This window comes from Pseudoalteromonas sp. JSTW, from assembly GCF_013423925.1.
Taxonomy (GTDB): domain Bacteria; phylum Pseudomonadota; class Gammaproteobacteria; order Enterobacterales; family Alteromonadaceae; genus Pseudoalteromonas; species Pseudoalteromonas lipolytica.
Window position 1 is genome coordinate 388739 of the sequence record NZ_CP058972.1, and the last position, 19389, is coordinate 408127.

The 19389-nt window shown below is 39.8% G+C and carries 16 protein-coding genes and 1 tRNA gene; 10 read left to right on the forward strand and 7 right to left on the reverse strand.

Features of this window, described 5'->3' with window-relative positions; all coding sequences use genetic code 11:
* Positions 1-8: 8 nt before the first annotated feature.
* The 3 genes from GZH31_RS01830 to elbB form a co-directional block, all read right to left on the reverse strand.
* Entirely contained in the window at positions 9-2588 is a 2580-nt protein-coding gene (locus GZH31_RS01830) for a diguanylate cyclase domain-containing protein (protein WP_065978245.1), read from the reverse strand.
* A 201-nt stretch (positions 2589-2789) separates the two neighbouring features.
* On the reverse strand, positions 2790-3182 hold the full coding sequence (locus GZH31_RS01835; RefSeq protein ID WP_065978244.1) for a cytochrome c5 family protein: 393 nt from the start codon (positions 3180-3182) through the stop codon (positions 2790-2792).
* Between the two features lie 181 nt (positions 3183-3363).
* Positions 3364-4014: an isoprenoid biosynthesis glyoxalase ElbB gene (gene elbB, locus GZH31_RS01840; RefSeq protein WP_036971490.1), complete on the reverse strand. Its 651-nt coding sequence runs from the start codon at positions 4012-4014 to the stop codon at positions 3364-3366.
* Positions 4015-4525: 511 nt separating this feature from the next.
* Between elbB and polA the strand changes: the two genes are divergently transcribed.
* From polA to GZH31_RS01855, 3 genes are all read left to right on the forward strand, one after another.
* Positions 4526-7261, forward strand: a complete 2736-nt coding sequence (gene polA / locus GZH31_RS01845; RefSeq protein WP_065978243.1) for a DNA polymerase I — start codon at positions 4526-4528, stop codon at positions 7259-7261.
* A 527-nt stretch (positions 7262-7788) separates the two neighbouring features.
* Complete coding sequence (locus GZH31_RS01850; RefSeq protein WP_036971482.1) at positions 7789-8376, forward strand: YceI family protein; 588 nt, start codon at positions 7789-7791, stop codon at positions 8374-8376.
* Entirely contained in the window at positions 8376-8894 is a 519-nt protein-coding gene (locus GZH31_RS01855; protein ID WP_065978241.1) for a DUF1285 domain-containing protein, read from the forward strand. Before GZH31_RS01850 ends, GZH31_RS01855 begins: the two co-directional genes overlap by 1 nt.
* Positions 8895-8898: 4 nt before the next feature.
* On the opposite strand, the gene yihA is transcribed toward GZH31_RS01855, so the two are convergent.
* Positions 8899-9558, reverse strand: coding sequence for a ribosome biogenesis GTP-binding protein YihA/YsxC (gene yihA / locus GZH31_RS01860; protein ID WP_065978240.1), 660 nt, complete (start codon positions 9556-9558; stop codon positions 8899-8901).
* A gap of 283 nt (positions 9559-9841) precedes the next feature.
* Here yihA and GZH31_RS01865 point away from each other — a divergent pair, with 283 nt between their 5' ends.
* From GZH31_RS01865 to GZH31_RS01875, 3 genes are all read left to right on the forward strand, one after another.
* The gene (locus GZH31_RS01865) at positions 9842-10474 is read left to right on the forward strand and encodes a cytochrome c (protein ID WP_180311328.1); all 633 of its coding nucleotides are present in this window, start codon (positions 9842-9844) and stop codon (positions 10472-10474) included.
* Between the two features lie 750 nt (positions 10475-11224).
* Positions 11225-11827 (forward strand): Der GTPase-activating protein YihI, encoded by a 603-nt coding sequence (gene yihI, locus GZH31_RS01870; protein WP_036971473.1) that lies wholly within the window; start codon positions 11225-11227, stop codon positions 11825-11827.
* The gene (locus GZH31_RS01875) at positions 11824-12339 is read left to right on the forward strand and encodes a DUF2489 domain-containing protein (RefSeq protein WP_180311329.1); all 516 of its coding nucleotides are present in this window, start codon (positions 11824-11826) and stop codon (positions 12337-12339) included. Before yihI ends, GZH31_RS01875 begins: the two co-directional genes overlap by 4 nt.
* Before the next feature lie 62 nt (positions 12340-12401).
* Here GZH31_RS01875 and hemN read toward each other — a convergent pair whose 3' ends face one another.
* Entirely contained in the window at positions 12402-13775 is a 1374-nt protein-coding gene (gene hemN, locus GZH31_RS01880) for an oxygen-independent coproporphyrinogen III oxidase (protein WP_180311330.1), read from the reverse strand.
* Positions 13776-14048: 273 nt separating this feature from the next.
* Between hemN and GZH31_RS01885 the strand changes: the two genes are divergently transcribed.
* From GZH31_RS01885 to GZH31_RS01900, 4 genes are all read left to right on the forward strand, one after another.
* Positions 14049-14125, forward strand: a tRNA-Ile gene (locus tag GZH31_RS01885).
* A gap of 262 nt (positions 14126-14387) precedes the next feature.
* Positions 14388-15356, forward strand: coding sequence for an SAP domain-containing protein (locus GZH31_RS01890; protein WP_180311331.1), 969 nt, complete (start codon positions 14388-14390; stop codon positions 15354-15356).
* Between the two features lie 316 nt (positions 15357-15672).
* Positions 15673-16638: a DUF4917 family protein gene (locus GZH31_RS01895; RefSeq protein ID WP_180311332.1), complete on the forward strand. Its 966-nt coding sequence runs from the start codon at positions 15673-15675 to the stop codon at positions 16636-16638.
* Positions 16639-16744: 106 nt separating this feature from the next.
* Positions 16745-17734, forward strand: coding sequence for an ATP-binding protein (locus GZH31_RS01900; RefSeq protein ID WP_138626234.1), 990 nt, complete (start codon positions 16745-16747; stop codon positions 17732-17734).
* Positions 17735-17957: 223 nt separating this feature from the next.
* Here GZH31_RS01900 and GZH31_RS01905 read toward each other — a convergent pair whose 3' ends face one another.
* Together GZH31_RS01905 and GZH31_RS01910 are read right to left on the reverse strand one after the other, a co-directional pair.
* The gene (locus GZH31_RS01905; RefSeq protein WP_138626235.1) at positions 17958-18839 is read right to left on the reverse strand and encodes a site-specific integrase; all 882 of its coding nucleotides are present in this window, start codon (positions 18837-18839) and stop codon (positions 17958-17960) included.
* The gene (locus GZH31_RS01910; protein ID WP_109874061.1) at positions 18832-19053 is read right to left on the reverse strand and encodes a hypothetical protein; all 222 of its coding nucleotides are present in this window, start codon (positions 19051-19053) and stop codon (positions 18832-18834) included. The genes GZH31_RS01905 and GZH31_RS01910 overlap by 8 nt, the downstream gene beginning before the upstream one ends.
* Positions 19054-19389: the final 336 nt, after the last annotated feature.

The window sequence follows — 19389 nt, forward strand, 5'->3', positions numbered from 1 at the left end:
GCACATGTTTAAATATTTATATCAAGTGGTATTGTCGAGTGTGTGCTTGTTGTCTCTTTATTGAAGGGCGCAAGTGCATGCTGTTTGCCAATAAACAGCGATAAGCCGTGTTTATCTAACAGGGTACGGTAGTTAAAAATCGATGGGCCTTTGGCTATGACTTGGATATTTTGAATATGGGTAATAGCCAGTACACCTTGAAGCTGTAAATGATAGTTTTCTTGTTGTAGCACACGCTTACTGAAAGTTGAGCTTAATAATAAGTAATCGAACTTAAATTCGGTCAGTAAGTTCAATTCACAGCGATCTTTTGCAAACTCATTCAAACCTATCGAGAATCCTTGTGCCACAAGACTTTTTAGGTTTTCTATTTGTACAGCCGATGCATAACGAATTTCTTGTTCATTAAATAATAAACATATCTTTTTAGCATCATGCGCTTTGAGAAGGTGACATAGCGCTTTAAAGTTGATGCGTTCAAGCACTAATCCTGAGCATGGAAATAACACCTTTTGTAACTTTGTTTGGACGGCTAATGAAAAAGCTTGTTTGAGTAAACTCAGCTCAACTTCGAAATGCTGAATACGATCAGTGGCAAACTTCTTGAGTACTTCAAAGCTGGTACTGCCAAGTACAGGGTGTTCTCCAAACGCCTCTAATAGCGACTCAGCATGTGCTGACTCGTCAAGCGTAATGATTTCTGAGCTTCTAAAATGCATTGGTAAATCATCAAGGTGATGCATATTTTCAGCTTCATGCTGTGAGGTCGTCGCATTGAGTAAAGGATGAAAACACTCAAAGCGGTTGCGCCCTGCGTTTTTAGCATAATACATGGCCGCATCAGCATCACGAATAATCTCATCGGTGTGCTTGTAACTCGTTTTTGAGTAGGTAATCCCTATACTTGCACCGCTTTGAATACATTGACCTTTCATGCAGAAAGGTTTCTTCATGATTTCAATAATGCGTTTTGCAACATCTTCTGCTTGCTGCGGCTCTGTTAAATGGGTGAGCAAAACAACAAACTCATCGCCGCCTAATCGTGCAAGTAAATCATGTTCTCGAATACAGTGAGAAAATGATTCTGCGACACTAATTAAAAACTGATCCCCAGCTTGGTGACCTAATTGATCGTTAATATCTTTAAATTTATCTAAGTCGATAAACAGCACTGCAAATTGTTGCTCTGGATAGCGTTGATAATGCTGCAGCGTTTTTTCAAGCTGTGTTAAGAACAAGCTTCGATTCGGTAAGCTGGTGAGCGAGTCATGATGTGCATCGTGATATAACTGTTGTTCAATTTTTTTACGCTCTTCCATTTGCATTTGTAAGTGCATATTGGCTTGGCGCAATTCTTTGGTCTTTTCAGCAACGCGATGTTCAAGCTTTTGGTGGCTTTGCTTAAGTTCTTGGTTAGCTAAATGGGCTTGGATTACATTGGCGATTTGGTGTGAAACGAAGGTGATGAGTTCACAATCATCTTGGCTAAATTCATGTTTATTGTTATATGCTTGGCAAACAATTAAGCCAATTACCCCTTGTGATGTCTTTAGTGGCGCTCCTAACCAGCTGGTGGCAGATTCTTCGGGCGGAATATCTCTAGGCCTTTCTATGACACCCTGTTTTATGAGGCTTTTCGCGCGCTTTGCATCAATCACTTGGCATTTTTCGGTACTCAGTACCAACTCACTGTAACCTTTAGCAAATGGCCGAGGTTCGGCATTATCGCTGTATTCATCAACGCAGTAAGGAAAGCTTAGCCAGTGAGATTGTTGGTCATACAGCGCAATATATAAGTTATCTGCGTACGTAATGGTTTTTATTATTTTGTGTACATGCTGATATACGTCTTCTAGATTTTCACTCAGTGTTGCAAGCTCAGAGATCTTAAACAGTATTTGCTGTCGTTCTAATGCTTTTTTTCGGTGTAATATTTCTTCATTGAGTGCCTGGTTACTTTGCGTCAGTGCGCGGGTGCGAATTTTGACTTCGGACTCAAGAAGTTCGCGCTTTTTAACGCGTTCTATAGCAGTTGCAAGGTAAAGTGACATCACTTCTAACAGTTCAATTTGCTGCTCAGAATAGCTTTGCGCTTTATCGTAGCTCTGCGCCACCATCACGCCAATGATGGTTTTGTCACGATAGACCGGTACGCCAACCCAGTGCTCTGCGGGGGTCCCTAAAGCTTTAAATTGACCCTTTTCAACAGCTTGTTGGGTTTGTTCTTTAGTAAAGTAGCTGGTTTTACCATGTTTGAATACATGACCAGTTAACCCCTCTTTGAAGTGTTGATCGTATTTTAAGGGCACAGAAAGGCCATCTTTTTCGTCTGCAAAATACGACAGTTCTAAAAGATCGTTCACAGGGTTGTGCAGCACAACGTAAAAGCTTTTACTTGGGATAAAGCTTTGCAATATATCGTGAATAGCGGGGTAAAGAAGGGTTAATTCGGCAACCGTGCTTGCTTGCTCTGATAACTGTAATAGAGCATGTTGCAAGTGATGAGATTGCTTATATTTTTGTATAAGCGATTTTAAGCGAGCATTTCTACGGACTAGCTTATCAATGTGTGTTGCTGAATCTTCCAATGATTTAGAACCAGTTTTTATTATTGTTTAAATATTGTTCTTTATAGTTCCACTTTTTTCGTAGATCGTCAAGTAGCAGATAGGCTAATTAAGGGGTTATACAGACAAGGTTGCTAGTACTAAATTATTATTTTTGTGCGTATTTCAGGCATAAAAAAAAGGGCCTAATAAATTAAGCCCTTCGTATTATGTTTATAACTGTTATTTGCTTGTCATAAAGTCGATAGCAGCACTGATTTCTTCATCAGAACAGTCCATACACGTACCTTTAGGAGGCATTGCATTGAAACCATTTAAGGCGTGATTAAGTAAAGTGTCTTTGCCTTTAGCGATACGAGGAGCCCAATCATCAGCTGATTTAGGTGCGCCTAATGCGCCAGTACCGTGACAAGCGAAACATGATGCTTGATACACCTGCTCGCCAGAACGAGGACCAGTAGGTTCAGCAGCCGCAGCAGCTTTATCACCTTCTAGATATACAGAACCAATTGGCGCTAGACGCTTCTTAATTGCGTCTTCAGTCAAAGAGTTGTCATACGCTTGTGCGTATGCCGTTGTTGCTAGCAGTAATAATGCAGCTGATAGTTTTTTCATTTTGCCTTGCTCACTTCGATTTGAACGTGATCAATCACGATATCTGACGGAAATTAGAACGATTATAACGCTAAGCCACAATTTATAAAATGATCTGAAAGGCTTTTTCTTGATAAAAAAAGCCATTTTTTGCTCCAGCGCAATAAAAATCAGCTTTATGTGCTGAATCGCTACAGTGTTATTATGCCAGTTCTAATACTTTACTGACTAATTTTTCAATCCCAGCATCAGCCTCTAAAATGCTTTGCGCAAGCATATATGCAGGGGTTGTAACCACTTTATGTTGTTCATCTACAACAATGTCGTCAACGGCACAGTATTGGTGATCGCCGCCTAATTGTTGAATAGCCGCTGCGGTATCTTGGTCGTTACCAATGGTTGTTTTTACGCCTTGGCCATAAATAAGTGGCAGCATGGCAGGTGCAATACACATATATCCCGCTGCTTTATTTGCTTTAACAAACGCAGTACACGCATGGAGTACATCATCTTGTACTTGAGCATCTGCGCCTTTTACAGCAAAGTCAGATAAGTTTTTTGCCGCACCAAAGCCGCCGGGTATGATGAGTGCGTCAAATTCATTCACGTTTAGTTCTGTGATAGCTTTTATTTCGCCACGCGCAATACGTGCTGCTTCCACTAAAACATTACGATTTGGCGTCATCTCTTCACCGGTTAAGTGGTTAATGGTATGCAGTTGCTCAATGTCAGGAGCAAAACATTGATAGCGTGCACCTGCTTTGGCTATGTGTAGCAAAGTTAATACTGCTTCATTGATTTCTGCGCCATCGTAAACACCGCAACCCGCTAAAATTACAGCCACTTTTTTCATTAGATATTCCTCCTTAATGCAACTTTGGTTAGTGTATCAATTATGCGTGTCAGTCGACAAAATAAAAAAGTTTTCTGGGTCGACTGCTCGAGACGCTTGGTAAATTGCTGTTTATGCCTTTTTATAAAATACAAACGTACAAAAAAGTATAAAGGAGCGCTATGATCTTTGATCCATTGTGCTAGAATACTCCTCCGGTTATGAAAAGGGATATTTATTCATCGTTAAGCAAGCAATGGACATGAGTAGCTAAAACCGTTTTCCACATCGGATAAAAATAATAAAAAAAGAACCTCGTATTATCTTTTTTAAATCAAAACATGTGCTTACAGAAAATTCCTAAATGTTTTTACATTTTGGGAGAATTGCTCGTGGGTTTTATCTACAAAGTTATCCACAGCTTGCTATTTATGAATGTGTTACTGCTCAATAATTCACAGTCGTTTTCTTCATAGCCTTATGGCATGCTTACAATCAATTTATTGTTATTCATTTAGGATCCAATTTCACCATGGCTCAGATCCCTGAAAATCCACTTATTCTTGTTGATGGTTCTTCCTATTTATTCCGCGCATATCATTCACCTCCTCACCTAACAAACTCGAAAGGAGAGGCTACAGGGGCTATTTATGGCGTCGTTAATATGCTTAAGAGTCTAATCAGACAATATGATCCGTCGCATATGGTGGTGGTGTTTGATGCCAAAGGTAAAACCTTTAGAAATGACATGTACAGTGAATATAAAGCGAATCGTCCACCTATGCCGGATGACTTACGCACACAAATAGCACCACTTCACAATATTATTAAGGCGATGGGTTTTCCGCTTATTAGTATTGAAGGGGTCGAGGCTGACGATGTTATTGGTACATTTGCACGCATTGCTTCTGAGCAACAACGCCATGTGTTGATCTCTACAGGTGATAAAGATATGGCGCAGCTTGTGAATGAGCACGTCACACTTATTAACACCATGACCGATAGTATTTCAGACCCTGATACGGTGGTTGAAAAGTTTGGTGTAGGCCCTGAATTGATCATCGACTACTTAGCGCTGATGGGCGACAAGGTTGATAACATTCCTGGCGTTGATGGTTGCGGCCCTAAAACTGCGGTGAAATGGTTACAAAAGTATGGCTCGTTACAAGGTGTAATCGATCATGCCGGTGAGATCAAAGGCAAAATAGGCGAAAAGCTGGCAGCTGCGCTTGAACATTTACCACTGAGTTACGAACTGGCAACGATAAAATGTGATGTAGAGGTTGAATCTGACCTAGAAAGCTTCAAGTTACAAGAGCCTAATCGAGATGAGTTAATTGCTTTATACGGTGAGTGCGAGTTCCGTCGCTGGTTAGCTGAATTACTCGATAACCCGAAAGACGCAGATACACATTTAGATGTACCAACCGAAGAAAATGAATTGCCCCAAGTGAGTGATGCTCATTACGAAACCATTCTTACTGAGCAACAACTTGATACGCTAGTTAAGCAGTTAAATGAGGCTGAGTTATTTGCCTTTGATACCGAAACAACCAGCCTTGATTACATGCAGGCACAATTAGTTGGTATGAGCTTTGCGGTTAAGGCCGGCGAAGCGGCGTATATTCCGGTTGCTCACGATTATCCCGATGCGCCAGAACAATTAACACTCGACACGGTAATGGCAAAAATTGGCCCAATTTTAGCCGACGAGCGCAAAGCGAAAGTGGGGCAAAACCTAAAATACGATAAAAGTGTACTGGCTAATGCTGGGTTTGAATTAAACGGTATAAAATACGACACGATGTTGGAGTCGTATGTATTTAATAGTGTGGGCAGTCGTCATGATATGGACTCGTTAGCACTTAAATACCTAGGGCATAAAAATATCAGTTTTGAAGAGATTGCTGGAAAAGGCAAAAAGCAGCTGACTTTTAATCAAATTGAACTTGAAAAAGCAGCGCCATATGCTGCTGAAGACGCTGATATTACATTACGCTTACACGAGGTGTTGTGGCCGAAGATTGAAGCTGATAGCCAACTTAAATCAGTATTTGAAGAGATTGAGTTACCGCTTGTCTCTGTACTTTCAGATATTGAGCGTACTGGTGTCGCGATTGACAGTACCATGTTAGCTGCCCATAGCCAGCGATTGGGTGAACGTTTACTCGAGCTTGAACAAGAAGCATATGACATGGCGGGTGAAAAGTTTAACTTAGGCTCACCTAAACAACTACAAGCAATTTTATTTGAGAAGCTTGAACTGCCAGTAATTAAAAAAACGCCAAAAGGGGCGCCATCTACAGCTGAAGAAGTATTGCAAGAGCTGGCGCATGATTATCCTTTGCCTAAAGTAATCATTGAGCATCGTGGTTTATCAAAGTTGAAATCAACTTACACAGATAAGCTGCCATTAATGGTGAATGAGCGTACCAAACGCGTACATACCTCGTATCATCAAGCGGTAACGGCAACAGGGCGTTTAAGTTCAACAGATCCTAACTTACAAAATATTCCGATCCGCTCGGAAGAAGGGCGTCGTATCCGTGAAGCATTTATTGCGGCTGCGGGCCATAAAATTGTGGCTGCCGATTACAGCCAAATTGAATTACGTATTATGGCGCATTTATCGCAAGATAAAGGCTTACTGACCGCCTTTGCCAATGGCTTAGACGTACACAGTGCAACAGCGGCAGAGGTCTTTGGTGTTAGTCTTGAGGACGTCACCAGCGATATGCGTCGTAAAGCGAAAGCTGTCAATTTTGGCTTAATTTACGGTATGTCGGCATTTGGTTTATCTCGTCAATTAGATGTGCCTCGCCACGAAGCACAGCACTATATTGATAAGTACTTTGAGCGTTTCCCAGGTGTACTTGAATACATGGAAACGACGCGTCAAAAAGCGGCGGATAAAGGGTATGTAGAAACCATTTTTGGTCGACGCTTGCATTTACCTGAGATCAATGCGCGTAATGGCGCACGACGTAAAGCGGCAGAACGTGCTGCTATTAACGCGCCAATGCAAGGCACTGCCGCCGATATTATTAAAAAAGCAATGCTTAAAGTGCATCAGTGGGTAAATGCCCAAGCCGAAGGCGCAGTGAAGCTACTTATGCAAGTACACGATGAATTAGTGTTTGAAATTAAAGAAGAGTGTGTTGATGAGTTCAAAGCTGAAATCTGTAAGCTGATGTCAGAAGCTGCGACCCTTGATGTCCCCCTTATTGTTGAAGCAGACAGTGGGGATAACTGGCAGCAAGCTCACTAGTTTTGCTGATTTTATGCCGAATATCTTGCTTAATGCTGGGTATTCGGCAATGAGGATAACCTGCACATTAATACCGCCCATGTTTTAACCCGCCAAAACGTAAAACGAGCACTTTGAATCTTCACCACACAGTTATTTTGATCATACAAAGTGAGCGTGTGATCCATTAAAAATGACCTCTTATGCCAGTTGAACGAGCACTTGTTTTGTAAACTTATGGTTAACAAGAAAAGACGGTTTTAGAGTTTCGTTATATGTTTATCAATTAATGGTCTTTTGCTGCATATTTAATTTATTTTTAGGTGGGTATTTGCTAAAGTCCGCGCCGTCCTCATCCTGTAGGACATCCTGTTGATGATGCATCTGAAAAGATGCAACGTATTGATAGCTTCTCCCCAGTTTGCTATACCGGCTCACTCTTTATTGAGTGAGCCGTTTTTTCTTGTTCTTATCATACAATTCATTGCACAAATTAGCGCAGGTGATACCATCAAAGTGATTCTTAATTACTTTCGAAGGAATGCGTTATGTTTAAATCTTTGGCTATTACAGCCTTATCATTATCAAGTTTATTTGTTGCCCCATTGGCGAGTGCTAATTGGCAAGTTAATAATGAACAAAGCAATGTAAGCTTTGTTTCAATAAAGAAAAACGCAATCGCTGAAGCTCATCATTTTAAAAACGTATCAGGAACCTTAAACGAGCAAGGTCAATTTAAGTTAGTGATCGACCTGACGTCTGTTGAAACGCTGATCCCCATCCGTAACGAGCGCATGACTAAGCTACTGTTTGAAACAGCCCAGTTTCCTAATGCCGTATTAACAGCTGATTTAAGCCAAGCTTTATCAAAGCTCGTGCCTGGGCAGCATGTATTAAAAGGTCTTAAAGCTGAACTTGATTTTCATGGTAATAAGAAAGAACTAACACTTGATGTACTTGCTAATATGTCGCCAACGGGTGATGTAACTGTGTCATCGTTTACGCCCGTGATTATTAATGCTGCTGATTTTAAAGTGACTGAAGGTATTGCTGAATTACAAAAACTGGCTGGTTTACCGTCAATTGCCACTGCCGTTCCGGTTACATTTTCACTGACTCTTGATAAAGAAAAGTAATGCAGTCACTTGCTGAGCTAGAAACCGCACTTGCACAGCCAGACAAACCATTTGATAAGTGGCAACCGACCCATTGTGGTCAGTTGCCAATTAGCATTGATGTGCATGGCGTGTGGTTCTTCGCGGGCAGTGAAATAAAACGAGAAGCGATGGTTAAGCTGTTTGCCTCTGTTCTTTGCAAAGAAGCAGACAGCTATTATCTAAAAACGCCTGTCGAGAAAATGGCTATCACCGTGGCCGATGTGCCTTTTATTATCGTAGATTGGCGCTTTGAAGAAACAGAGCAAGGAAACGCGTTGTGTTGTATTGATAATTTACAGCGCACTTGGTTAGTCACTGCGTGTCAGCCACTGCAACTGCGTGAATTTGAAAACGTGACGGTACCATACCTTAAATTGCCGCATGGACTGGCTGCCAGAGTATCGAGGAATGTGTATTATCAGTGGGCTGAAATAGCCAGCTCTGATGAGGATGGCTATTTCATTGAGTCATTGTCCAAGCACTACTACTTGGCTTAATAACTTAAGCGTCTGGTTGTTGATCCGATTCTGATTCAGACTCTGCTTCTTGCATTTCAATAGGCCCTAAGAACCATTCGTCTAGCTTTTTAGCAACTTCAGGTAAGCCTGTCCCTTTCAATGATGAAAAGGCATGAACTGTAATATCGCCCTCTAAGCTGCTTAGTTCACGACGAACTTGTAAAACTTGCGCTTTGCGTGCACCTTGCTTTAGTTTGTCGGCTTTAGTGAGTAACGCAAGAACCGGAATTTCACTCCCGACCGCCCAGTCGATTAAGTCGCGGTCTAAATCTTTAAGTGGGTGACGAATATCCATTAACACAACAATGCCTTTAAGGCTTTGGCGTTTTTGTAAATATTCACCTAATGATTTTTGCCATTTCTTTTTCATTTCAATGGGGACTTTCGCAAAACCGTATCCCGGTAAATCGATTAGGCGCTTGTCGGCATCGAGCTCAAAGGTGTTTATAAGTTGCGTACGACCAGGTGTTTTTGAGGTACGTGCTAACTTTTGGTCTGTTAAGGTGTTAAGAGCACTTGATTTACCGGCGTTTGAACGACCGGCGAACGCGACTTCAATCCCCGTATCAGCAGGTAAACGAGAGATATCAGGTGCGCTGGTAACAAAGGACGCAGTATTGTATTTGATACGAGATTTGAGCACAGGCTCTCCTAATCTTTTATAAATAATAACAGTCAGTGGTCGAAAACCACTCAAGGCACGTATTTTATACTATTAAAGCAGCATTCAAAAGCGTATTTAAGCGTGCTAACTTGGCTTTGAACAAGGAAAATTGCTAGGTAGAAACTTAATCTAAGTCAAATCCCTATAAATTATAAGCTTAATGTGGGCAGAAAACGTGCCAGAGAATTTATTATCGTGTAGAATATAGAAATCACAACATCCATATTGTAGATGATACAGGGTCGGAAACAGAGAATTCACCATGAAAAAAATAGCACTATCTTTAACTATATTGCTTGGTGCGTTGTCAGCAAGCAACGCAACAGCATTTGATGGCGATGTAAACGCAGGTAAAGAAAAATCGGCAACGTGTGCGGCCTGTCACGGCCCAGACGGTAATGCGCCGGTTAATATCTACCCTAAGATTGCAGGTCAACACGCAGATTATATCTATAAACAACTACAAGAGTTTAAACTAGGTATGACATCGGGTGGCAAAGAGGGCCGTATGGACCCTGTAATGAGTGGTATGGCTATGTCGCTTAGCGATCAAGATATGAAAGACCTAGCAGCTTACTTCTCTTCATTAAACATGTCTGAGGGTGTAACACCTAAAGATGTTGTTGAAGTTGGTCAACAGCTTTATAAAGCCGGTGATGCCGAGCGTGGAATCCCAGCTTGTGCAGCGTGTCACGGTCCGCGTGGTAACGGCACATCGCTTGCTAAATTCCCTAAAGTTTCGTTTCAGCATCCTGAATACATTAAGTCGCAACTTGAAAAGTTCCGTGATGGTACGCGCAATAACGACTTAAATGGCATGATGCAAGACATTGCTAAAAAACTAACAGACAAAGACATCGAAGTACTTTCAAAATACTTAGGTGGCTTACACTAAAGTCTGATTGCTAGCTTAAATTACTAGCATTATAATTTAGACAGTTTACAAAAAAGCAGCGCAAGCTGCTTTTTTTACATTTGCAGCATGCCGTAATTTCCTACTTTCTTGTGAGACATTGACCATATCCAACTGTAAGCTAAGTCTTATTTTTATTTCTTCATTTTATGTAAGTCTTTGTTATTATTTAAGATGATATTGTTACAAACTCTTCGTTGTAAGAAAAATTATATAAATTAGTTGTAACAAAATTATTAATGGGTAAATTAACCACTGTCGCTGAGACAGCAAAACAACATGGACAATGTGATAAGGAAAGTGACTGCGGCAAATCTTTAGGGGAAGACACTGATTAGTGTCCTAAAGGAAATAACAAAAAAGTGTCAGGATTGACCGAGAATAATAAAAGCTCATGGAAGTTTAATAATAAAAACAAAATGGAATGCTACATGGAAGGTAAAAATAACAACAAAATGGAAAAACAATAATAATAAAAATAATAAAGACTAAAAAGTCGAAGGGAGAAGTGTCCAGTTAATTGGCGCTCAGATTAGTAGGCGGTAGAGATGTTTTCTCTACCGCCTTTTTATTTGTCCTGTTACAATAGCCACCGTTTGTACTATAAGTATGAAAAGTGCGCAGTTCGTCAAGTTGACCAACCTCATCCGCACACCGAATTCTTCTGGTTATGCCAGCATTACAATGCCATTCAGGTGTTGTGCACAACCTCTTAAGTGAGATGATCAATATATGAGTAGAAAGAAAAAGTCGCGTAAAATTCCATCAAATGGTCCAGTACGTCTAAGTAAGGAAAAGCTTAGAGAGATGCGCGCACTAAAAGAGCAGCGAGTTAAGAAAACCAAAGGGGCTAAGCCTGGTTCACGTAATGCGCCAGATGCTCAAAAGGGTGATAAAGCTGCTACAAACAATCAATCGCAAGATAAGCGTGTTGGTAGTAAAAAACCGGTTTCATTAGTGGCGGTCAAGGCTGATCCTAAAGTCGAAATGAAACGTAATTTACAACCAATGGTTGAATTGAAAAAAGTGTCAGAGCCAGAGCTAACACCAGAGCAAGAGCTTGAAGCGTTAGAAAATGATGAGCGTTTATTAAAGTTGGTTGAACGCCATGAGCGTGGCGAGTTATTGACTGGCAAAGATGCGAAGTACTTCAATAGCCGTATCGCTCGTCACCAAGCATTGTGTGAGCTGCTAGGAATCGAAGACGAAGATGATGACTACGAAGACGACTTTGAAGATGACTTTGATGTTGAAGGCGGCTCTGATTTCGATAAGTACCTATCTGATGACTTAGCAAATGAATGGTACGATGACGAAGATGAGGATGATAGATGAGCACAACCTTGATTATTGCCATTGTTATTGGGGCGGCAATTATCGCAGGACTGGCTTTTTATGCAGGGCAATTACTATACAAGGTAAATGCTCAAAATAAGCTTATCGCAAAAAAACAAGCTGAGCATGAGCAAAAGCTTGCCGCGTCAAAAGCGACTCGAAATGCTAGGTTAGCGGACAGCATTCATTTAATTGCGCGTGCAATGAATGAAGAGCAGTGTGAATTTTCAGAAGGTTGCTTACGTATTTGGGTTCTTATTTCTCAATACAGCTTCGCAGAAGAGTTTGATTTACGCGAACGCTACCCTGGCATTTATAAAATGTATAATGTCGTAAAAGACATGCCAACGCATGATGCACGTAAGAAGTACTCAAAAAAAGAGGTCTTCAAGATGGATTCCACGCGTTGGCGTGCTGAAGAGCAACACAGCGATGAAATTAAAGCTGACTGTGTTAAGTTAATAGACGAGTTTAAAGCCGCGCCAGGCAGTGAAAACGTCGTATTTAACTAGCTTTCAACATAAAAAAGCAGAGCCTTGAAGCTCTGCTTTTTTGTATGAGCATGATTGATATATCAAATAACCCGCGAAAAACGTGTTTGTTTGATTTGTTGTTGTAAGTGCGCATCAAAGCACATACAAATAATACGAATAAACAAATTGCCTCTCGCTGTAACCGTAATTTTATTGTCGCTTACTTTTACTAAGCCATCAGCAAGTAGGGGGGCAAGAGCATGTAACGCATCACTAAAATACTCGTTAAAGTCGATATTAAATTGCTGTTCAACAGCCGGCATATCAAGTTCAAACTGACAAATTAACTGTTTAATAACCGCGGCACGTAAAATGTCATCATCGCTGAGCATAATGCCTTTACACAACGCACTACCAGCGTTTTCTTGAACTGCTTTGTAATAATGCTTCAGTTCTTTTTCATTCTGTAAAATAGCATTACCAATCTGCGAAATAGACGACACGCCTAAACCAAGTAAATCACATTGACCATGCGTGGTATAGCCTTGAAAATTGCGATGTAATTTGCTCTCATTTTGCGCAATAGCGAGTTCATTATCTTTACGAGCAAAGTGGTCCATACCAATAAATTGATAGCCAGCCGCTAACATTTGTTCGAGCGTATTTTTAAACATCGTGAGCTTATCGCCCGCAGAAGGTAAATCCGCATCCTTAATTTTCCGCTGAGCCGCAAATCGTTCTGGTAAGTGTGCGTAATTAAATACCGATACGCGGTCAGGATTCAATGCTATAAGTTGATCAATCGTTTCTTTAAAGCTCTCAGGCGTTTGTAGCGGTAAGCCATAAATCATGTCGGCGTTTATTGATTTAAAGCCAAGCTCACGCGCTTCACTAATTAAACCTTTTACAGAGTCCACACTCTGCGGGCGATTAACCGCAAGCTGCACTTCGTCGTTAAAATCTTGGATACCAAACGATACGCGATTAAAACCAAGTTGGCGCAAGTGCGGAAGCATGCCATCCGCCAGCGAACGTGGATCAATTTCGATACCGCGCTCAGCGTCATCGGCAAAATTAAAATGTTGTTCAACTAAAGCCATTAAACGGCTCATTTGCTGCGCAGATAAAAAGGTAGGGGTTCCGCCGCCTAAATGAAGTTGTTCAACATGGTAATCAGCAAATAAGGTGGCTTGTTCAGCAATTTCAATTGCCAAGTTATCTAAATAGATATCCGCTTTTGATTGGTGACGTGTAATAACCTTATTACAGCCACAGTAATAACAAAGCTGGCTGCAAAAAGGGATATGGATATACAGTGATAAAGAGCGGCTTTTAGATGCCGTAATCGCGTCAATCATACTTTGTTGGTTGTAACCATCAACAAGAGACAATGCCGTCGGGTAAGAGGTATATCGTGGTCCAGAAATATTGTACTTGTTGATCAGAGATTGATCCCAGCTAGGTAAATTTATCACAGTCAGCACTCCGCAATTGATTAAGAGGCCATTTTAGCGAGTTTAGGCATTTTGCTATTTGATCTAGAACAATGTCGGAGGCTACAAACTAAGTGGCATGCTTTAAGGTAACTGAAAAACCGAAAAGTTTACTATTTGAGCAGTTAGTTTACTGATTGTTAAAATAAAGAGTTTTGCTAGTGACAAGGTTAAAAAAAGTTTTTATACTGCAACCCGCTTTAGAGACTTAACATCCTAAACGCATCACAAAAAATTAGCTTCGGCTAATACAATGGCCCCTTAGCTCAGTTGGTTAGAGCACACGACTCATAATCGTTAGGTCCCCAGTTCAAGTCTGGGAGGGGCCACCATTTTTACAAGCTTCCCAAGTAAACACCTACTAACCGAAATTACCCTGTGCTACCTCTGTGCTACTTTTAGTATAGCGGAAAACATCTCTATATGCTTGATATGATTAATCCCTTACCTTTTACTGAGCTTCACTTCTAAGCAGGAAAGCTTGTTGCTATATGATTGGACATTGTTTTGCTTGATAGTGGTCAACATTTAGGTAAATCATTTTCCCATCAAGTCAATGCTATAATATTTATCGTTCTAAGCAATAGGAAGGGAATGATGGATACTAACGAATACTACTTTCTAAAGAGCTTTTTAAAACCTAAAAGCTTATCGAAAGTGTTGAGTATGAGAGATTGGACTAGTTACTTAGGTCGTGATGCAGAGCTCGCTTTAATTAAATATGAAAAAGAGGGGGTTTTACAGTCAGCTAATACTCAGGAAGTTGTCACAGCGACTTATTCTGCTCCAAAGTTAAAAAATATTTCTCAAAACCTTAACCTGCCAACTTCTGGTACAAAACCTGTTTTAGTTCGTAGGATTTTGGAAGCAGCACCAAATTATTTTAATGGTAATTCATTAGAACATGATTTTTTGGTTTGTTCCTGTGAGGGAGCGAAACAAATTGAAGCTAAAGAACAAATCATTAAAAATGAAATGTTTGCTGCAATTGAGCTATCAGTAAATCAAGCTCAAAATAGAAACTTTGAAGATGCTTTTGAGCCAGTTAGGAAACATCAACTGAGTTTACCATTTCCATCAGGCTTAGGAGTTGACTGGTCTAATTTTGGTGGTTCAAGAGAGGTTTTTATAATTAATAATATTCTTGATGATTGGCCACTCATTCTTTCTGAGATACATCCTGATTTAAAGCCTATAGTGCGTCAAGGAGCAATCAGTATGTTTCTTTGGGGGTTAAAGCTGGGTGATGAATTAAGAAAGAAATTAGCTAGCAATGGAACTCACTTGGACCCTGATGGCGTATGTCGCATGATGTTATTCTTTGCACAAAACAAGTTTCGTATCTTTGATGCTAAATTAAAGTCTCAAGAACTTGGTATGCCGTATATCATGAAAACTATGCGGTTCGAAGGGGACTTTTGCTCTGCATGTGAAAAGCATAGGGTTGGGGATTATAGTCTAAGCGAAGTTCCGGAAATTCCGTTAGCTGACTGTCGGTGTAAAGGTGGTTGTACCATATCACTATCTGAGGCTCTTGATATAAACAAAATCACTACAACGTGAAAGACCTCGAAGGTGAGTAGTTCATATTTAATCCGGCAGTGCTAGTGAATTGGTTTGACTGTATCTGACAGACTGCGTTGAGCGAGATATAATCATCCAGGAGATTTGCGTCAGTTAAGTAAGGCTAAGCTAAGAGAATATTTTCCCCTTTTCTATATGACGTAATCCCCATCCCTAAGAATATAATATAACTAGCAATGACTTATGCTTTTTGCTATTAATAAAAGCTCATAAAATAAGGATGTTTTCGCGCTAAAATAGGGAAAAATCCTCCGATAAAGCGGTTATGTGGCTATTGTAATTTCAAGGATGTGTCGTGATCAAAATTTGGAGTGATATCGAAAACCTTAATTGGGAAAACCTGTTATTGGGTAATGGATTTAGCATAGGAGTGAGCCCAAACTTTAAGTATGACTCATTGCTCAATGTTGCTGATGTCCAAAATGTAGGAATGTACCCTCATGCTCGAGGCTTATTCGATGAAGAAAGAATTGGAACAACAAATTTTGAAGAGGTTTTAAGAGTTATTTATCATGCTTATCTAGTGAATTTCTGGAATGTTGATGCGATTAAATCCCTGTATTTAAATGTCCGAAGATCTCTTATAAGGGCAGTAAAAGTTTCTCATGTAGACTATGAAGATGTAAATGTAGAACAAATTGAAAAGGTTTTATCTGGTTATAGGAAAATATTTACAACTAATTATGACCTAATACCTTATTGGTCAATAATGAGTAATTCCTTCAATGGATATTGTGATTACTTCTGGAATGAAGGATGCTCGTTCAATCCAAATAATACAGATATATGGAGGCGTCTTACGGCAATTTATTATTTGCACGGTGCGATCCATTTAAGAACGGAACCAGACGGAACGATTACAAAAGTCAGAGCGACGGGCGAGACGTCAATTAAAAAAATTATTGGTGAGAATGATCTAAAAAATATTCCTTTATTTATATCTGAAGGCAAGTCTGAAATAAAATTAAGGCGAATACGTGAAAATGACTACCTAAGCTTTTGTTATAATCAGTTGATGAAATTGAATGATAGCTTACTGGTTTATGGGCATGGTTTAGATAAAGAGTATGATGAACATGTTTTGAAAGCCATAAGATCAAGTTCAGTGAGAAAACTAGCAATAAGTGTTTTTTCAGGTATGCGACAAGAAGATAAAATTGTTTTTGTTAGCAATATAGATGCTTTTTTTGCAGATTCTGGTATTGAGCTTCATTTCTTTGAATCTGAGACACACCCTTTATCATTGAATCTGGCAGCATAACAAGTTGCAGCAACGGACTCGTCAACCTGTAACCTGTTTTGCATACTGCTAAGCAAGCCTTAGCTGTCTTTCAGGGCATAGCTTCACCAAAGGACTTGGAAAAATAATGAAGTATATCTATTTCCCCACAAGATTTGATCGGGATACATTATCACCATTTTTTGATGAACTAGATCAAAATTTGAAAGTCGATGATATATGTATCGATTGCACAACTTTAAAATACTCTTGTCCTACAGCTATGTTAGTTGCGGGTTCAAAAATTAGAGAGTGGATTACATATCGGCGAGAGAATAAATTGAATACTCGTAAATATGGTCATGAAGCTAACTCCAATGTTCATTCATATTTAAGGCACTTAGGCTTTTTTGATTTCATTACTATGGGAGGCGGAAATAAAGTTGGTGAGGCACAGGGTTCATCTTCATATTTGCCTATAACTAAAATACCCAAACCAAAATTTGATGAGTCGACTCAAGATATTGAAGAATGGTATAGCAGCATTATGTCTGTTGTAAGAGGGTTGGCCAGAGTTGTTTCTGGAACTGTTGAAGATACACAGGAAAATAGATTATATAATTATGCTTTTCGTGAAGTTATTCGTAATGTATTTGAACATTCAGGTGCAAATGAGTGTTATGTTTGTGGTCAGCGCTGGTATAACGGGCATGTAGAAATTGCTGTAATAGATGAGGGAGTAGGAATACCTGATTCACTTAGAAGTTCATTTGATGTTACAACTGATTCTGAAGCATTATTACAGGCTATTAAACCAGGTATATCTCGTACTAGTAATATAGATGACTCCTTAAATACATACGATAATTCGGGCTTTGGTTTGTATATATTAAGTGAAATAGCATCTTCATTTGGCTGGTTTGTTCTAGGTAGTGGTCAATCTCGTATTATTGGCTACCAGGGAAATACAGACGTCGAAGACTTGTGCTTTAAAGGAACATACTTTGGAATGAGGTTAAATAAAGCTCCAAGCCAATTCAGCTCTTTACTTGATGATATAATTTTAGTTGGTGAGGAAGAAGCTAAAGCAAGTGGTATAACTAAAAAAGCTTCTGGTATGTCTAAGTTAGCACTATAGAAAGCAAACAATTCCGCGCTACTTTTTAAGGCGGAACGGATGTCTATTCATGGCACAAACAGCTCTTTACCGTCAGATTTAATATAACTCTAAAAATCAAACCTGACAGATTGAGTTAAGATTTATTCAGTTAATGCTTATAGTAATTTTATATTCGGTAAAGCTTTATGCTCCTGATAAACTTAATAGCTTTTAACTATAATTTATAGCAACGGAAACAGGGTTACCTTAAATAAATTTCAGTAATTTCAGCCCTGAAATGACCTAGCTCTTGCGATACAGTTTCGAGAGCAGTTGCTCTACTTAAACCTAAACTTTTTAGCTCAGCCATTCTCTCTTGCGCATAGCTATGCCTAAGGCCATGACCGCCATTAGAAAAAAAGAGTGTGCGGCTAGATGCTTTCGAGAATGAGCATGACCATTTATGACCACCACCAATATCATAACGTTGCAAATAGTTAATTTCCCTATCACGAACCGTTATAGGCTGTGCTAAGCGCCTTTGTTCCAGCTGTATAGCTAATGCGTTAGGTATTAATACCTCTCGGATTAGGCCGCCTTTGCCTTTCACTGTATAAATACAACCTTCTCGACCAAGCCATTTGCTGTCTAGCGCTGGACGGCTATCAGCTTTTCGCTCTGATACTCTGGCAATTGTTAAAAGTTCATGAGCTCTTAACCCTGCTGCGTAGGCTATTTGTGTAGATAAATTATATTTTCTAGTTTGATGTTCACTGATTGCGTGAGCTTGAGCAGGAGTATATGCGCGAGACTTTTCGATTATCTCTTTTTCGGATTTTATTACGGTCAGCGTTTCTTTAGGGCCAAGTTTGCCACTGAGCTTAAACATAGCTTGAATTGCTTGCCGTTCCATATCCAACGTTTTTTGACCAGCAAACTCACTGCGGTAATCAAGATATTTATAAGCATCTTGAAGGCTCATACCCTGTACACCATTAATTCCAATATCTTTTGACCACCGAGCTATTTTTATAAGTGCAGCTTTATAACTTCGAGCAGTACCTAGAGATTTAATAATTTTGTGCTTAAATAAGTTTTTAGCTAGCTTTTCCGCTTGCGTTTCTGGTTTTGCGAACTTAGGCATTTTTATCAACCCACCGTTTTACAGTTGTCCAATGTGCTCTCACTCCTTTACGCAAGAGCCATCTTTGTAGGTTGGCTATATTCGTATCTTCTTCGTAAAGAGCCAGAAGTCGTTGTTTATGTTTATCGAGCTTGGATGGCTTAAATCGTTTTTTACTGATCAATTTTTTCTCATTTTTTAGGCGTAATGCTTCTGCTTTAGCATTAAAGGTCATAGTTATTCTCCGGTGTGATTGTAAGAAAAACTGGCTGATTAAGCTCAGCGGCTAACGCCTATTCGCCCCTGTTTTACGCATGCGTAAGGCTCGGACTGATCGCGCCTAAAAATCAAAAGACTTGGTTTTATAATGAAGCTGAAAGCTTCTGAAGTGGGGGTTACAGAGAATGTAACAACGTGTTGAAGGCAGCAGGAAAGCGCCTGTTTTTTTCTTGCCCGTAGGGCTTGATTAACATTTAGATTAGCAGCTTTAATTAATATTTCAATCTGCAAATAAAAATCTGCGTATAAGATGCTCTAGAGCCCATACCCCGCTATGTTCAAGCCTATTTTA

Bases quoted from the DNA above. Each gene is read 5' to 3' on its own strand.
- elbB (WP_036971490.1), bottom strand. From the start codon at position 4,014: ATGAAAAAAGTGGCTGTAATTTTAGCGGGTTGCGGTGTTTACGATGGC.
- GZH31_RS01890 (WP_180311331.1), top strand. From the start codon at position 14,388: ATGATGGATACTAACGAATACTACTTTCTAAAGAGCTTTTTAAAACCT.
- GZH31_RS01900 (WP_138626234.1), top strand. From the start codon at position 16,745: ATGAAGTATATCTATTTCCCCACAAGATTTGATCGGGATACATTATCA.
- GZH31_RS01865 (WP_180311328.1), top strand. From the start codon at position 9,842: ATGAAAAAAATAGCACTATCTTTAACTATATTGCTTGGTGCGTTGTCA.
- GZH31_RS01905 (WP_138626235.1), bottom strand. From the start codon at position 18,839: ATGCCTAAGTTCGCAAAACCAGAAACGCAAGCGGAAAAGCTAGCTAAA.
- GZH31_RS01875 (WP_180311329.1), top strand. From the start codon at position 11,824: ATGAGCACAACCTTGATTATTGCCATTGTTATTGGGGCGGCAATTATC.
- GZH31_RS01855 (WP_065978241.1), top strand. From the start codon at position 8,376: ATGCAGTCACTTGCTGAGCTAGAAACCGCACTTGCACAGCCAGACAAA.
- GZH31_RS01910 (WP_109874061.1), bottom strand. From the start codon at position 19,053: ATGACCTTTAATGCTAAAGCAGAAGCATTACGCCTAAAAAATGAGAAA.
- GZH31_RS01850 (WP_036971482.1), top strand. From the start codon at position 7,789: ATGTTTAAATCTTTGGCTATTACAGCCTTATCATTATCAAGTTTATTT.
- yihI (WP_036971473.1), top strand. From the start codon at position 11,225: ATGAGTAGAAAGAAAAAGTCGCGTAAAATTCCATCAAATGGTCCAGTA.
- polA (WP_065978243.1), top strand. From the start codon at position 4,526: ATGGCTCAGATCCCTGAAAATCCACTTATTCTTGTTGATGGTTCTTCC.
- GZH31_RS01835 (WP_065978244.1), bottom strand. From the start codon at position 3,182: ATGAAAAAACTATCAGCTGCATTATTACTGCTAGCAACAACGGCATAC.